The 14,359-nt window shown below is 63.4% G+C and carries 12 protein-coding genes and 1 other RNA gene; 8 read left to right on the forward strand and 5 right to left on the reverse strand.

Annotated elements, in window-relative coordinates:
- Window positions 1-45 precede the first annotated feature (45 nt).
- The 3 genes from Aeroheme_RS08645 to zapA all read right to left on the reverse strand — a co-directional run bounded on the left by Aeroheme_RS08645 (window position 46) and on the right by zapA (window position 1,797).
- Window positions 46-1,062 (reverse strand): LacI family DNA-binding transcriptional regulator, encoded by a 1,017-nt coding sequence (locus Aeroheme_RS08645; protein WP_289985779.1) that lies wholly within the window; start codon window positions 1,060-1,062, stop codon window positions 46-48.
- Window positions 1,063-1,265: 203 nt separating this feature from the next.
- A non-coding RNA gene (ssrS, locus tag Aeroheme_RS08650) (6S RNA) lies at window positions 1,266-1,448 on the reverse strand.
- Window positions 1,449-1,464: 16 nt separating this feature from the next.
- Window positions 1,465-1,797, reverse strand: coding sequence for a cell division protein ZapA (zapA, locus tag Aeroheme_RS08655; protein WP_025327271.1), 333 nt, complete (start codon window positions 1,795-1,797; stop codon window positions 1,465-1,467).
- Between the two features lie 173 nt (window positions 1,798-1,970).
- Here zapA and Aeroheme_RS08660 point away from each other — a divergent pair, with 173 nt between their 5' ends.
- The 6 genes from Aeroheme_RS08660 to gcvP all read left to right on the forward strand — a co-directional run bounded on the left by Aeroheme_RS08660 (window position 1,971) and on the right by gcvP (window position 10,439).
- Entirely contained in the window at window positions 1,971-2,540 is a 570-nt protein-coding gene (locus Aeroheme_RS08660) for a UPF0149 family protein (protein ID WP_106886558.1), read from the forward strand.
- 208 nt (window positions 2,541-2,748) lie between these two features.
- Window positions 2,749-3,972, forward strand: coding sequence for a 2-octaprenyl-6-methoxyphenyl hydroxylase (gene ubiH / locus Aeroheme_RS08665; RefSeq protein WP_411167100.1), 1,224 nt, complete (start codon window positions 2,749-2,751; stop codon window positions 3,970-3,972).
- A 102-nt stretch (window positions 3,973-4,074) separates the two neighbouring features.
- The gene (locus tag Aeroheme_RS08670) at window positions 4,075-5,295 is read left to right on the forward strand and encodes an FAD-dependent 2-octaprenylphenol hydroxylase (RefSeq protein ID WP_411167101.1); all 1,221 of its coding nucleotides are present in this window, start codon (window positions 4,075-4,077) and stop codon (window positions 5,293-5,295) included.
- A 387-nt stretch (window positions 5,296-5,682) separates the two neighbouring features.
- Window positions 5,683-6,780 (forward strand): glycine cleavage system aminomethyltransferase GcvT, encoded by a 1,098-nt coding sequence (gene gcvT, locus Aeroheme_RS08675; protein ID WP_411167102.1) that lies wholly within the window; start codon window positions 5,683-5,685, stop codon window positions 6,778-6,780.
- Window positions 6,781-6,857: 77 nt separating this feature from the next.
- The gene (gene gcvH / locus Aeroheme_RS08680) at window positions 6,858-7,247 is read left to right on the forward strand and encodes a glycine cleavage system protein GcvH (RefSeq protein WP_025327266.1); all 390 of its coding nucleotides are present in this window, start codon (window positions 6,858-6,860) and stop codon (window positions 7,245-7,247) included.
- A gap of 315 nt (window positions 7,248-7,562) precedes the next feature.
- Window positions 7,563-10,439 carry an aminomethyl-transferring glycine dehydrogenase gene (gene gcvP / locus Aeroheme_RS08685; RefSeq protein ID WP_411167103.1) on the forward strand — a complete coding sequence of 959 codons (2,877 nt, stop codon included), beginning with the start codon at window positions 7,563-7,565 and terminating at the stop codon, window positions 10,437-10,439.
- Between the two features lie 87 nt (window positions 10,440-10,526).
- Here the strand turns inward: gcvP and Aeroheme_RS08690 are convergent, their stop codons facing one another.
- Window positions 10,527-11,012: a VOC family protein gene (locus Aeroheme_RS08690; RefSeq protein WP_139745026.1), complete on the reverse strand. Its 486-nt coding sequence runs from the start codon at window positions 11,010-11,012 to the stop codon at window positions 10,527-10,529.
- A 218-nt stretch (window positions 11,013-11,230) separates the two neighbouring features.
- On the opposite strand from Aeroheme_RS08690, the gene Aeroheme_RS08695 reads away from it, so the two are divergent.
- Both Aeroheme_RS08695 and Aeroheme_RS08700 read left to right on the forward strand, forming a co-directional pair.
- Complete coding sequence (locus tag Aeroheme_RS08695; protein ID WP_411167104.1) at window positions 11,231-11,980, forward strand: class I SAM-dependent methyltransferase; 750 nt, start codon at window positions 11,231-11,233, stop codon at window positions 11,978-11,980.
- Between the two features lie 346 nt (window positions 11,981-12,326).
- Window positions 12,327-13,883 (forward strand): diguanylate cyclase domain-containing protein, encoded by a 1,557-nt coding sequence (locus tag Aeroheme_RS08700; protein WP_411167105.1) that lies wholly within the window; start codon window positions 12,327-12,329, stop codon window positions 13,881-13,883.
- 128 nt (window positions 13,884-14,011) lie between these two features.
- Here the strand turns inward: Aeroheme_RS08700 and Aeroheme_RS08705 are convergent, their stop codons facing one another.
- Complete coding sequence (locus tag Aeroheme_RS08705) at window positions 14,012-14,257, reverse strand: hypothetical protein (protein ID WP_025327258.1); 246 nt, start codon at window positions 14,255-14,257, stop codon at window positions 14,012-14,014.
- Window positions 14,258-14,359: the final 102 nt, after the last annotated feature.

Consider the following 14,359-nt stretch of genomic DNA (forward strand, 5'->3'; position numbering starts at 1 on the left):
CTCCTTTGATGCTTATTTCGCGCTGTCTGGTGATGGGGGCTTGCATCAGGCGCTGGCTCTGCTGACGAGCCGATGGGGGAGCAGGCGCCCGATCAGCGGGGTGTCGGGGGCGTTCAGGCGCTGCAGCAGCAGCTGGGCGGCCTCGGCGCCGAGCGCCTCCATGGGTTGCGCCATTGTGGTGAGCGGTGGATTGAGCTGGGCGGCCATGGGTATGTCATCGAAACCCATGATGGCGATGTCGTCCGGGATGCGCAGCCCCGCCTCCTGCAAGCGGTGCATCAGGCCTATGGCCAGCGCATCGGCGACGGCGAAGATGGCGGTCGGGCGCTGCGGGCAGTCGAGCAGTTGCTGCGCCGCCTCGGCCCCGGCCAGGAAGCTGAGGCTGGTGACCCGGATATTCCACTCATCCGCCAGCGCGAGACCGGCTTCTGCCAGGGCCTGGCGGACCCCGGCCTCCCGCTGGCGGGCATAGAGGTAGGCGGGATCCGCGCCTATGAGCGCGATGCGGCTGTGGCCCCGGCTCAGCAGATAGCGGATCGCTTCCGCCGCCGCTCCCTGGTTATCTATGCCCACGTAGGGAACCGGCATGGCGGGGTCAAACTCGCAGCAGGCAATCCAGGGCAGCGCGTTGATCTCCTGGCTCAGTCCCTGCTGGATGGAGTCGGGATCCAGGCAGATGGCGCCGTCGGCTCTGTGGGTGCGCAGCAGTTCGAAGGCCGAGCGCTCCCGGCCCGGATCGGCTCCGGTGTCGCACAGCAGCACGAAGTAGCCGTGCTGGCGGGCCACCCTGTCTATGCCGCGCACTATCTCGATGTAGAAGGGGTTGCCGAGGTCGGGCACCATGATGAGCAGCAGCCAGCTTCTGGCGGTGCGCAGGCTGTTGGCCAGCTGATTGACGCGATAGCCGAGCTCCTCGACGGCGCGGTTGACCTTGGCCTGGGTCTTGCCGGTGACGCCCTCCTGATGGTTCAGCACCCTTGACACGGTGGCGACCGACACCCCGGCCCGCGCCGCGACGGCGGCCATGGAGACGGGATTGACGGGGGCGGGGGAGCGGCTCATTCCTGGTTCCTGTGGTTGAAATGTAATCGATTACATTTTTAGGTGAGACCGGGAGAGTTTGCAAGGAAGAAGTAACAAAAAAATAACAATCAGATATCGCGTTGATATTGTGCGTATTTTTAATGGCGATTTTGCTGCGAAGGGGGCTGAGTGGGGGGTACGAATAAAAAAAGCCCGTCATATCAATGACGGGCTTTTGCACTAGGTACCCCGGAGATGCCGTTGCCGGTTTGGGCCCTTGAACCGTGAGTTCAAGGCGGAGTCCTAAACTGGCCGCAGGCTTCTCGGTCGGGCCGAGCATGCGCAATAGTCAGAAGATAGAACTCCTGTTGGGTATGATTATCGGCTCGGGGACTTGAACCGGCTGACGCACACCCCAGGGAATTTTAAAACGGGTCGCGCTTAGGGCTTAAGGCCCTCATCGCTGGAATCACCATATTGTCCGTGCTCGATCAAGGCCGCTTCTATGGTGCGCTGCAGCATCTTGATCCGCTTGTCCATGGTCTCAGAGTATTGGTGGTTCTTGTCTTTTTCAAGGCAGAGCTCATGACAGAAATTGAGCGCCGCCATGATGGCAAGCTGTTCATTGCTGGAGACCTTGGAGCGTTGACGCAGCTCGATAAGCTTGTCACTCAGCTGGTCGGCGGCCTGGCGCAGGGCATCCTGTTGTCCCAAGGGACAGGATACCTTGTAGGGACGTCCCAAAATGACGATTTCTACGGCCTCTATGCTCATGCCTTCCTCAATACGGCGGGGCTGATTCCCGCCTTTATCCACGTGGACAACTGGGCGGGACTATATAGCGCAGATGCAGAAGTTTCAAGGCCTTGCTGGCTCTGGGAGGGGGAGAATGCTAGGATCTCGGCCATAATTTTTGCATATTTGCCTGAACTTTGAGCGGATCTTCGATGAGCAAAACGAACCCCCTGAAATACGCGGCCGTGGCCGACCTGATGGAGCAGCACGAGCTGATGGCGACGGCTGTCGAGGCCCATGGCGTGATCTGCGGCCTGGTGTGTGGTGGCGTGGTACTGGATGACAAGAGCTGGCTGCCCCCTTTCAACGATCTGATCAACGATGGTTTCGGCCTGCCGGCGCCGGTGCGCCAGGTGATGACAGATCTCTATCAGGGTGTCATCGAGAGCCTGATGGCGCAAAAAGGGGTCGAGCTGCTGCTGCCAAGCGACGAGGCGCCCCTCGACGAGCGCATCGACGCCCTGGTGGACTGGTCCCAGGCCTTCCTGGCCGGTTTCGGCGTGGTACAGCAGGAGCTCTCCAAGGCCTCCGAGGAGCTGCAGGAGATGATCCAGGACATCGCCAGCATCACCCAGGTCTCCGCGGAGTTCGATCAGGAGGATGACGAGAACGAAGCCTCTTTCCTGGTGCTCTACGAACACGTGCGCCTCGGGGTCATGATGGCGTTCGAAGAGTTTGGCAAGCGCCCGGATACCCCGAGCGCCCCGCCGACCCTGCACTGAATACCGCAAGAGTCCCCACACTGACATAGAAAAGAGCGCCTGATGGCGCTCTTTTTACGTGACGGCTCTGCCCGGGGGGAGGGAGCGCTCGGCGCTGTCTTGCGGGCCAACTGACGGTGCCAAATCGGTTTTTTGCCCGTGGCCTCGCATCCCGCCCCCCGGCTTTGTGATAGCATTGGCCCACGTTTTTAGCCTATGCCCTCTTCTCATGTCTCATTCTGATCCGGTTCACGTCGACGTGGCTATCGTCGGCGGTGGTATGAGCGGCGCCGTGCTGGCCCTCTCCCTCGCCGCCCTGAAAGGGCCGAGCGGTGCCCCCCTGCAGATCCTGCTGCTGGAGGCGAGCGCCCCCGAACTTCATCGCCATCCCGGCTTCGATGCCCGCGCCATCGCGCTCTCCGCCGGCACCTGCGAGGCGCTGGCCCGTCACGGGCTCTGGTCCCGTTTTGCCCCTCACTGCGCCCCCATCACCCATATCCATGTCTCGGATCGGGGCCACTGCGGCCAGACCCGGCTCACGGCGGCGCAGTTTGGTCTGCCCGCCCTCGGCCAGGTGATCGAACTCTCCGCCGCCGGCATAGAGCTGCAGCAGGCGATGGACGCCACCGCGAACATCAGGCTGTGCTGTCCGGCCCAGCTTTCGACCATAGCGCCGCAGGAGGAGGGGGTGACCCTGACCCTCGCCAGCGGCGAGCGCTATCAGACCCGGCTGCTGGTGGCGGCCGATGGGGGCAACTCCTTCGTGCGCCAGCACTTCAAGCTGCCGGTCAGTCGCCATGACTATGAGCAGAGCGCCATCATCGCCACGGTCAAGACCGCCGAGGATCCCGCCGGCCGGGCCTTCGAGCGTTTCACCGAAGGGGGCCCGCTGGCGCTGCTGCCCATGCAGGAGGGGCTCTCCTCCCTGGTGTGGAGCGTCGCCCGGGACGAGGCACAGGCCCTGATGGCGCTGGATGACGCCGCCTTTCTGGCCCGCCTGCAGCAGGCCTTTGGCTGGCGGCTCGGGCGCTTCGTGCGCACCGGGGCGCGTCACCTCTACCCCCTGGTGCTGACAGTGGCCGACTATCCGCTGGCCCAGCGCACCGTGCTGGTGGGCAATGCCGCCCATCTGCTGCACCCCATCGCCGGTCAGGGCTTCAATCTCGGCATGCGCGACTTGGACTTGCTCACCCAGGCGGTGGCCCGGGCGCTTGCAGCCGGGGAGGACATCGGCAGTTTCGAGGTGCTGAGCGCTTACTGGCAGCGGCGCAAGGGAGATCAGGAGCAGACCATCTGGCTCACCTCCTCCCTGGCCCAGCTCTTCTCCAACGGCCATGCCCCCCTGGTGGTTGGCCGCAATCTGGCGCTCTCCCTGATGGGGCGACTGCCCTGGCTGCAGGCGCCGCTTGCCTCCCGCACCCTGGGGTTCGTCGCCGACCTGTGCCGTAAATAATGAGGTGTGCCGAGAAGAGGCCACAGCGGACAACTTGATGAGGGGATGCCAGCGGGCGTCCCCCTGCTGATCCCGGCGATCAGCCACGAAAGGATAGAGATGATGCAGATGCAAAATGTGGATGTGGTGATTGTGGGGGGCGGCATGGTGGGCCTTGGGCTCGCCGCCGCCCTCAAGAACAGCGCGCTCAAGGTCGCCATCGTCGAGGGGCAGTTGCCCGACACCGGGCTCGGGGAGGCACCGGACAACAGGGTCAGCGCCCTGAGCCTCGCCAGCCAGCGCATCTTGCAGGGGGTCGGTGCCTGGGACGGGATAGTGGCGCGGCGCCTGCAACCCTATGGCAGCATGGAGGTGTGGGAGCAGGACAGCTTCGGCCATATCGGCTTCGATGCCGCCAGCTTGCGTCAACCGGCACTCGGCCACATAGTCGAAAACCGGGTCATCCAGCTGGCGCTGCTTGATGCCATTGCGGGGGCGAGCAACATCAGCCTGATTACCCCGGCCCGGGCCCAGAGCCTGCAAGTGAGCGACGCGGGAGCCCTGTTGCTGCTGGAAGATGGCCGCGCCCTCTCGGCTAAAGTGGTGGTGGCCGCCGACGGTGCCCACTCCTGGGTGCGCCGCCAGGCGGACATACCGCTCACCAGCTGGGACTACGGCCACCACGCCCTGGTGGCGACGGTGCGCAGTGCCGAGCCCCACGAGGCGGTGGCCCGCCAGATCTTCACCCCCGACGGCCCGCTCGCCTTCCTGCCCCTGTGGCAACCCGACCTCTGCTCCATCGTCTGGTCGGTGCCCGCCGTGCGGGCCGAGGCGCTGTGCGCCCTGGATGACGAAGGGTTCAATCGCCAGCTCACCGCCGCCTTTGATGGGCGCCTGGGACTGTGCAAGGTGGAGGGGCCCCGCAGCGCCATCCCGCTCACCGCCCGCTACGCCCGGGATTTTGCCCGCGAGCGGCTGGTGCTGGTGGGGGATGCGGCCCACACCATACACCCGCTGGCGGGGCAGGGGGTCAACCTGGGCCTGCTGGATGCGGCGGCCCTGGCCGAGCAGCTCCTCAAGAGCCAGAGCGCGCGGGCGGATATAGGCCTGCTGGCCAACCTGCGCGGCTATGAGCGCTGGCGCAAGAGCGAGGCTGCCCGCATGTTGGCGGCGATGGAAGGGCTCAAGCGGCTATTTGGTGGCAGCCACCCTCTCAAGAAGCTGGTGCGCGGGGTGGGACTGCGGGCCGTCGATGGCCTGGCGCCGCTCAAACAAGGGGTTATTCGGGCGGCCATGGGGTTAGAGGGTGAGCTGCCCGCCCTGGCCAAGGGTGAAAAAATCTAATCTTACTCCCGGGTTTTGACAATAAATCTAATCTGACAAGGCTGAATGCCCCTCCGGGGTGTCAGCCTTTAATGTTGGCGGGAAGCGAAACGTTTTTCTGTAAATTGTGACGTAACGGTAAAAATCAACATTAAATCTCGCGCATGCCGGGTTTGTACTGTTTTTATCACTGTTTTTGTCTTAGTGTCTGGTGTCAGTTTGTCGGGGCGGTATTAGTTTTTTTTGAGCGGCACCCAGGCGCTCTTGTCATATAATCCGCACCGTTCAAGGAATCACTCCTGCCCCACGGGTGGGAACGAGCACAGACCTTGTGGTCCGCCCTCCCGCTGTGCTGGGGAGCCGGAGCGGATTGCGAGCGTTGTCGCGAACGCTTAAGGAAACACAGCGATGATCCAGACTACTGTACTGCATCCCAAACACCTGGAAGCTGGCGCCAAGATGGTGGACTTCCACGGTTGGGAAATGCCCATCAACTACGGCTCCCAGCTGGAAGAGCACCACGCGGTGCGCAGCGATGCGGGCATGTTCGATGTCTCCCACATGACCATAGTCGACCTGACCGGCGAGCGGGTCAAAGCCTTCCTGCAACACCTGCTGGCCAACGACGTGGCCAAGCTCACCGTCCCCGGCAAGGCCCTCTACAGCGGCATGCTCAACCCGGAAGGCGGCGTCATCGATGACCTCATCACCTATTTCCTGACCGATACCTTCTACCGCCTGGTGGTGAACTCCGCCACCCGCGAGAAGGATCTGGCCTGGATCCGTCACCACGCCATCGACTTTGGGGTGAGCGTGACCGAGCGCCCGGAGCTTGCCATGATCGCGGTGCAGGGCCCCAACGCCAAGGCCAAGGCGGCCAAGGTGTTCACCCCCGAGCAAAATGCGGCTGTCGAAGGCATGAAGCCCTTCTTCGGTGTGCAGGCCGGTGATCTCTTCATCGCCACCACAGGCTACACAGGCGAAGATGGCTACGAAATCGTGGTCCCCCAGGAGAAGGCGTGCGATCTGTGGCAGGCCCTGCTGGACAACGGCGTGGCCCCCTGCGGCCTCGGCGCCCGCGACACCCTGCGCCTGGAAGCGGGCATGAACCTCTACGGCCAGGACATGGACGAGTCAATCTCGCCCCTGGCCGCCAACATGGCCTGGACCCTGGCCTGGGAGCCTGCCTCCCGCCAGTTTATCGGTCGCGCCGCCCTGGAAGACCAGAAGGCCACCGGCACTAGCCCTAAGCTGGTGGGTCTGGTGATGGAAGAGAAAGGCGTGCTGCGTGCCGGCATGCCGGTCACCTTCACCAGCGCGAGCGGTGAGCAGCGTGAAGGGGTGATCACCTCCGGCTCCTTCTCCCCCACCCTGGGCTACAGCATCGCCCTGGCGCGGGTGCCCCGCGACATCGGCGCTGAAGCCCAGGTGGAGATCCGCAAGAAGCTGGTCACCGTGAAGGTCACCAAGCCGGCCTTCGTGCGCAACGGCCAGCCCCTGGTGTAATCATTGATTGCGGCTAAGGGTGTCCCTTCGCCGCCCCATTTTTGTTGAAGCGATCCAAGAGCATAAAGGAAGCACAAATGAGCCATATCCCGAGCGAACTGAAATATGCCACCTCCCACGAGTGGGTCCGTGTTGAAGCCAACGGCGAGGCCGTGATCGGTATCACCGAGCACGCCCAGGATCTGCTGGGTGACATGGTGTTCGTCGATCTGCCGGAAGTGGGCAAGCAGGTGAGTGCCGGCGAAGATTGCGCCGTGGCCGAGTCGGTGAAAGCCGCCTCCGACATCTACAGCCCGGTGAGTGGCGAGATCCTGGCCATCAACGAAGAGCTGGAAGGCAGCCCCGAGCTGGTCAACTCCGACCCCTATGGTGCTGGCTGGCTGTTCCGCATCAAGCTGGATGACGCGGGCGAGCTCGCCAACCTGCTGGATGCCGAAGGCTACCAGAACGTGGTGGACGAAGAGTAATGCCCCCGGGCCCTGCCAACACAGCAGGGCCCCTTTGTATGACCGCCAGCCGGGTACACGCCGGCCGGTGGAAGGGTGAAGTCGCCCGCGCCTGCCCTTTGCCAGCCTGCCCTTTGCCAGCCTGGCCTTGCCAGGGGGCAAGCGGGTCGGTACGCCACAAGGCGATCCCCTGTCGATGCTGTCGCAGCATCCGGCGCCGCACCCTGTCTGCGGGGCCCAGAACATGAGTGGAGTCGGTATCCGCCGACGATCCGGAACATCAGGTCTTGGTTATCAGGATTTCATACCAGGACTTATTTACCAGGAAATAGGGAAATGACCCAGTCACTGTTTGAACTCGAGCAAAAAACCGATTTCATCCGTCGCCACATAGGCCCGGGTGAGGAAGAAGTGCGGGCCCTGCTCGCCACCGTGGGCGCCGAGAGCCTGGACGATCTGATTGAGCAGACTGTCCCCGCCGCCATCCGCCGCCTGGGCCCGCTCGGTATCGGCGCCCCCATGACCGAAGTGGAAGCCCTGGCCAAGCTCAAGGGCTATGCGGCCAAGAACCAGATCGCCAAGAGCTACATCGGCATGGGCTACCACGACACTCACGTGCCCCACGTCATCTTGCGCAACGTCTTGGAAAACCCGGGCTGGTACACCGCCTATACCCCCTATCAACCGGAGCTGGCCCAGGGCCGTCTCGAGGCCCTGCTCAACTTCCAGCAGCTCACCCTGGACTTGACCGGCATGGATCTGGCGAGCGCCTCCCTGCTCGATGAAGCCACCGCCGCTGCCGAAGCCATGGCGCTCGCCAAGCGCATGGCCAAGTCCAAGTCCAACCTCTTCTTCGTGGCCGACGACGTACACCCCCAGGTGATCGACGTGGTCAAGGAGCGCGCGGTGCACTTCGGTTTCGACGTGGCCGTGGGCCCCGCCTGTGATGCTGTGAGCGAGGAGGTGTTCGGTGCCATGTTCCAATACCCGGGCACCACAGGCCAGGTGACCGATCTGCGTTCCCTGATCGCCGCCGTCCAGGCCCAGAAGGGGCTGGCCTGCGTCGGGACCGACATGCTCTCCCTGCTGCTGCTCAAATCCCCGGGTGAACTGGGGGCCGACGTGGTGTTCGGCTCCGCCCAGCGCTTCGGCGTGCCCATGGGCTACGGTGGTCCCCACGCTGCCTTCTTCGCCACCCGCGATGCCTACAAGCGCTCCATGCCGGGCCGCATCATAGGCGTCTCCAAGGATGCCCGTGGCAAGAGTGCCCTGCGAATGGCGATGCAGACCCGCGAGCAACATATCCGCCGCGAGAAGGCGAACTCCAACATCTGTACCGCCCAGGTACTGCTGGCCAACATGGCGAGCTTCTACGCCGTCTACCACGGCCCTGTGGGGCTGAAGACCATCGCCTCCCGGGTCCATCGCCTGACCAGCATCCTGGCGCTGGGGCTCACCGCCAAGGGACTGACCCTCAAACACGACAGCTGGTTCGATACCCTCACCGTGTTGACCGCGGACAAATCCGAGCTGATCGCCAAGGCCGAAGGACTGGGCATCAACCTGCGCGCCGATCTGGACGGTGCTGTCGGTGTGTCCCTCTCCGAGACCACCACCCGCGATGACGTGGTCGAGCTGTTCGATCTGTTCCTCGGTCAAGGCCATGGCCTGGATGTCGCGGCCCTGGATGCCAAGGCCCAGGCTCACCACGGCATCCCGCAGGATCTGCTGCGCACCGACGCCGTGCTGACCCACGAGGTGTTCAACAAGTACCACTCCGAGACCGAGATGCTGCGCTACATCCACCGTCTCGAAGCCAAGGATCTGGCCCTGAACTACGCCATGATTTCGCTCGGCTCCTGCACCATGAAGCTCAACGCCACCGCCGAGATGATCCCGGTGACATGGCCCGAGTTTGGCAAGCTGCACCCCTTCGCCCCGCTGGCCCAGACCCAGGGTTACCAGCTGCTGCTGGCAGACCTGGAAGACTGGCTGGTGAAGGTGACAGGTTACGATGCGGTCTGCATGCAGCCGAACTCCGGCGCCCAGGGCGAATACGCCGGTCTGCTTGCCATCAAGAAGTACCACGAGTCCCGCGGCGAAGGGCATCGCGATGTCTGCCTCATCCCGGCATCGGCCCACGGCACCAACCCGGCCTCAGCCCAGATGGCGGGACTCAAGGTCATCGTCACCGCCTGCGACAAGTTCGGTAACGTGGACTTGGACGATCTGCGCGCCAAGGCCGCCGAGGTGGGGGAGAAGCTTAGCTGCCTGATGGTGACCTATCCCTCCACCCACGGGGTGTACGAGGAGACCATCAAGGAGGTGTGCGACATCGTTCACCAATATGGCGGTCAGGTGTATCTGGACGGCGCCAATATGAACGCGCAAGTCGGTCTGACGGCGCCAGGCTTTATCGGGGCTGACGTCTCTCACCTCAACCTGCACAAGACCTTCGCCATTCCCCATGGCGGTGGCGGCCCGGGCATGGGCCCCATAGGCGTGAAGCAGCACCTGGCACCCTTCGTGGCCGGCCACGCCGTGGTCAAGACCGACAAGGAGAGCCGTGACAACGGCGCCGTCTCGGCGGCCCCGTTCGGTTCGGCCAGCATTTTGCCCATCAGCTGGATGTACATCGCCATGCTGGGTGATGAGGGGCTGAAAAAATCCACCCAGGTGGCCATCCTCAACGCCAACTACCTGGCCAAGAAGCTGGGAGAATCCTTCCCCGTGCTCTACACCGGGCGCAACGGCCGGGTGGCCCACGAGTGCATCCTGGACATCCGTCCGCTCAAAGAAGCCTCCGGCATCAGCGAGATGGACGTGGCCAAGCGCCTGATGGACTACGGCTTCCACGCGCCGACCATGAGCTTCCCGGTGGCGGGCACCCTGATGGTCGAGCCGACCGAATCCGAATCCAAGCGCGAGCTGGATCGCTTCGTCGAGGCCATGACGGCGATCCGCGCCGAGATAGCCCGGGTGCAGGACGGCCACTGGAGCCTGACTGACAACCCCCTGGTCAATGCGCCCCACACCCAGGATGACGTCATGGACGAACAGTGGAACCGCGGCTACACCCGCGCCGAGGCGGTCTTCCCCTCCGAGGCCGTGCGCGCCAGCAAGCTGTGGCCCTCGGTCAACCGCATCGACGACGTCTACGGCGATCGCAACCTGTTCTGCTCTTGCGTCCCGACCGAGGATTACGCCAAGTAATAGCGGCGCCCGGAAGGGCTGACAGCCCATAAGCACAAGGCCACCCCATCGGGTGGCCTTGTTGTTTGTTGCGCCCCCAAACGGTGTTCAGCCTCGGCGCGCCGCCTCTATGGCGGCGATATCTATCTTGCCCATCTGCATCATGGCCTCGAAGGCGCGCCTGGCGGCCTCGGGGTCGGGATCCGTGATCGCCTCGGTGAGGGCCAGGGGGGTGATCTGCCAGGAGATGCCCCACTTGTCCTGGCACCAGCCGCACTCGCTCGCCTGACCACCGTTATCGATGATGGCGTGCCAATAGCGATCCGTCTCAGCCTGGGTCTTCGTTGCGACCTGGAACGAGAAGGCCCAGCTGTGGCTGACCCCGGGGCCGCCATTGAGCCCTAGGCAGGGGATCCCCATCACCCTGAACTCGACCGTCAGCACATCCCCTCGCTTGCCGGCGGGGTAGTCGGCCGGGGCGCGGTGCACGGCGTCGACGGCGGAGTCGGGGAAGGTGCTTGCGTAAAACCGTGCCGCCTCCTCGGCATCCCCGTCATACCAGAGGCAAATCCTGTTCTTTGCGGCTGTCATCATCTCGTGGCTCCTGTCGGTTGCTCTCATCTTGGTGTCTGTCATCCTGTTCTCTCTTCATCTCGCCCGGGCGTTGCCGCCTGGCGCCCTCTGTTGCCAGCCGGGGAGTTGCATGATGTCGTCAAGTGTAGTGGCATAGGGATCCGGGCCGCCCGGTTTGGCGTGCAGAGCGACAGGCAGGGCGACCCTATGCCCCGCCAATGACAAGAGAGGTGTGCGCGATGGACAGTACCCAGCGATTCTCGACCCGGGTCGAGGCCTATGTGAAGTACCGCCCCGGTTATCCGGCGGCCATGCTGGACTTTCTGGCCCAGGATCTTGCCATGGGGCCCGAGGCCCAGGTGGCCGACATAGGGGCGGGCACCGGCATCCTGACCGCCCTGCTCGCACCCCGGGTGGCGCGGGTCTGGGCGGTGGAGCCCAATGACGAGATGCGCGCCGCCGCGAGACGGCTGCTGGCGGATGTGGGCAACATCGGTTGGTCCCACGGCAGTGCGGAGGCCACAGGGCTGCCGACGGGCTCGGTGGATCTGGTCACTGTCGCCCAGGCGTTTCACTGGTTCGATCGCGCGGCCTTTCGGCAGGAGTGTCAGCGCCTGCTCAGACCCGGTGGCCGGGTCGCCCTCATCTGGAATGACAGGCTGACCGACACCCCCTTTCTCAGGGCCTATGAGGAGGGGGTGCACGCCTATTCCGGGGATTACGAGGAGGTCAATCATCGCAACCTCGGCGAGCACGACTTTAGTGCCTTCTTCGAGGGGGAGTATCGGCTCGATCGCTTCGAGAACCGCCAGTTGTTCGATCTGGACGGCGTGCTGGGGCGGCTCAACTCCTCCTCCTATGCCCCCGCCGTCGGCACCCCGGCCCATGAGCAGATGACGGCGCTCATCCGCCGCGAATTTGGCCGAAATGCGGTGGGCGGCAGGGTTTCTTTCAACTATTGCACCCTGGTCTACAGCGGCCGGGTGTAACGGGGCACATGCAGAAAATGAAGGCGACGGGGCAGGGGAGGTATGCCCAATCGCGTGGACTGGTGACAGTCGGCGCGAACGGCATGCTCCCTTGGCTCCCGTTCTCTAATCGCAGAAAACGACCCCCTGGCGTTGCCGACTGGTTTTTTTGCTCAGAAAATAGACCGCATCTCTCTGTTTCCCCTGATAAAACCTAATTTCGCCGAAAATCTGCCTGAATCGTGCTTGAACAAGGCCGTGAAAAGAGTCGCCCTCCCTGAAGGGCTGGCGGCATACTGCGCGCCTTCCGATGTGGCCATGCCTGTCTTGCAGGGCAAACAGCGGGGTATTGAGCAGGACCCAGGGTATGTTGACCTTCAGACGCACGCAGAAAAATTTCACCTTCATTACGGGCTATCTCTGGCTGCTGGCCTTGCCGATGCTGCTCGGGATCGGCGGCATGTTCGCCCTCTCCGTCTACAACCACGGGGTGGTGGTGGAGCAGAAGCTGGTCAGCCTCAACGGCATGGCGGTGGTGACCGAAGCCAGGATGCTCGATCACCTCGAGCAGCTGATGTCTGTCGAAGTCACTGCGGATGCACTGACCCCAGTGCTCTCCACCTCCAGGACCCGGGAGGCTTATCGCGAGCGCTGGGGGAAGATGACGGCCCTGGATCCCCTGGTGATGCTGATTTTTCATGCCGATTCGAATGGCTATTTCTTCTCCGGCAGCGAAGAGGCGGATCTGGCCTGGGTGAATGCCAAGGTCAATGTGGACTCCCGCGCCTGGTTCAAGGGAGCGCTGGCGTCGCGCGCCTTCTACTGGACGCCTGCCTATCAGGACATCTTGACGGGCGACTATATTCTGACCCTGGCCCACCGCCTGCCCGATGACCAGCAGCAGGGTGAGCGGGTCATCGGCATCGATGTGAACGTCGCACAGTGGTCCCAGATGCTCAGGGACATGCTCTATGGGGACAACGCCGTGAGCCACATGGTGATTGACCGCCGCACCAACCAGATCCTGGTGAGTTCGCAGTCGGCCTACAACGGCCAGATCTTGCAGGCTCCCTGGCTGGCGCGTCTGACGGCGCAATCAGGCTCTTTCTACGAGGAGATGAGCAACGAATATGTGGCTTACGGTACCCTGCCAGACAGGGAGCACTGGATGGCCATCACTGTGCAGCCAAGGCGGGATTCGGTTGCCGTCATCGGGGGCAGCCTGGCGCTGGGGCTGCTGGCCGTTGCCTGCGCCCTCTTCATCACAATGTCGGCCTTCTTTCGCCTGCGTTTGCTGGTACTCATCGACAGTCTGGCGAGCCGCATCCGCCGACTCGGCGCCGGTGCGCGCGAACCCCGGCCGGTGAGTGCCTTGCCCTCCTTCCCTGAGATGGCCTTGCTGGATCAGGAGCTGGATCAGGTGTCCGATCACCTGCAAGAGTCCTTTGACCTGGCCCACAGGGACGCGCTCACCGGCAGCTATAATCGGCGCTTCCTGGATCAGCGGCTGCGCCAGTTGCACCAGGAGGAGCGCAGTGTCGTCCTCGCCCTGGTCGATCTGGACAATTTCAAGCAGCTCAACGACGTCTATGGTCATGCCGGCGGTGATGCGGCGCTGTGCCGCAGTGTCGAGCTGGGACGGGAGTTGCTGGGGGAGGGGGTTTCCCTGTGTCGTTACGGTGGCGAGGAGCTGGTCGCCCTCTTCGAGCAGCACTCGCTGGCGCAGGCCGAGGGGTTGATGGAGCTGTGGCGCTGCCGGCTCAGTGAGCTGAAATGGCGGGAGAAGGGGATGCGGGTCACCTTCAGTGCCGGCATAGGCGAAAGCCAGGGGCGCACCCCCGAGGCGCTGATGACCCTGGTCGACAAGGCCATGTATCAAGCCAAACGGGCCGGCAAGAACCGCATTCATCGCAGCGAGGAGTGAGCGCCCTGGCTGCAGGTGTCTCTCTCATGACAAGGCCCTCGTCGTTCACGGCGAGGGCCTTTGTTATTTCCCGGGTACCTCGTTTGGCTGTGCTGCGAAGCAGACAGTCGCGAGGGGGCCTTGTGACCTTAGCCCTGGTCTATGCCCAGGATGGCCATGGCTTTGGCCAGGGTATCGACGGATTCCTGATGCTTGCCCGCGTTATGCAGGGTCTCTCCTTCGGCCCTTAGCTGCTTCACCTCGGCCAGTTTCTCGGCACTGAGGGCGGGGTTCGTGGCCAGGGCATCATCAATCTTCTTCATGTCCATGGGGCAGTGAAAGGCGATGGCGCTCCCGGCGAAGAGCAGGGCGGCCAACAACAGCATGAGTCTCATTTTGACGACCTCCTTGATGGGATCCCGTTAAGAATAGCCCCACAGGGCCGGGACTATTGGGTTGAACCGGGCAAGAAACAGACGCTACCATGATCTTTTCGA

This window comes from Aeromonas sp. DSM 116730 (genome assembly GCF_046581335.1).
GTDB classification, from domain to species: domain Bacteria; phylum Pseudomonadota; class Gammaproteobacteria; order Enterobacterales; family Aeromonadaceae; genus Aeromonas; species Aeromonas rivipollensis.

Excerpts from the sequence above, each read along its gene's own strand:
- Aeroheme_RS08645 (WP_289985779.1), bottom strand. The coding sequence starts at position 1,062 with ATGAGCCGCTCCCCCGCCCCCGTCAATCCCGTCTCCATGGCCGCCGTC.
- zapA (WP_025327271.1), bottom strand. The coding sequence starts at position 1,797 with ATGAGCATAGAGGCCGTAGAAATCGTCATTTTGGGACGTCCCTACAAG.
- Aeroheme_RS08660 (WP_106886558.1), top strand. The coding sequence starts at position 1,971 with ATGAGCAAAACGAACCCCCTGAAATACGCGGCCGTGGCCGACCTGATG.
- ubiH (WP_411167100.1), top strand. The coding sequence starts at position 2,749 with ATGTCTCATTCTGATCCGGTTCACGTCGACGTGGCTATCGTCGGCGGT.
- Aeroheme_RS08670 (WP_411167101.1), top strand. The coding sequence starts at position 4,075 with ATGCAGATGCAAAATGTGGATGTGGTGATTGTGGGGGGCGGCATGGTG.
- gcvT (WP_411167102.1), top strand. The coding sequence starts at position 5,683 with ATGATCCAGACTACTGTACTGCATCCCAAACACCTGGAAGCTGGCGCC.
- gcvH (WP_025327266.1), top strand. The coding sequence starts at position 6,858 with ATGAGCCATATCCCGAGCGAACTGAAATATGCCACCTCCCACGAGTGG.
- gcvP (WP_411167103.1), top strand. The coding sequence starts at position 7,563 with ATGACCCAGTCACTGTTTGAACTCGAGCAAAAAACCGATTTCATCCGT.
- Aeroheme_RS08690 (WP_139745026.1), bottom strand. The coding sequence starts at position 11,012 with ATGATGACAGCCGCAAAGAACAGGATTTGCCTCTGGTATGACGGGGAT.
- Aeroheme_RS08695 (WP_411167104.1), top strand. The coding sequence starts at position 11,231 with ATGGACAGTACCCAGCGATTCTCGACCCGGGTCGAGGCCTATGTGAAG.
- Aeroheme_RS08700 (WP_411167105.1), top strand. The coding sequence starts at position 12,327 with ATGTTGACCTTCAGACGCACGCAGAAAAATTTCACCTTCATTACGGGC.
- Aeroheme_RS08705 (WP_025327258.1), bottom strand. The coding sequence starts at position 14,257 with ATGAGACTCATGCTGTTGTTGGCCGCCCTGCTCTTCGCCGGGAGCGCC.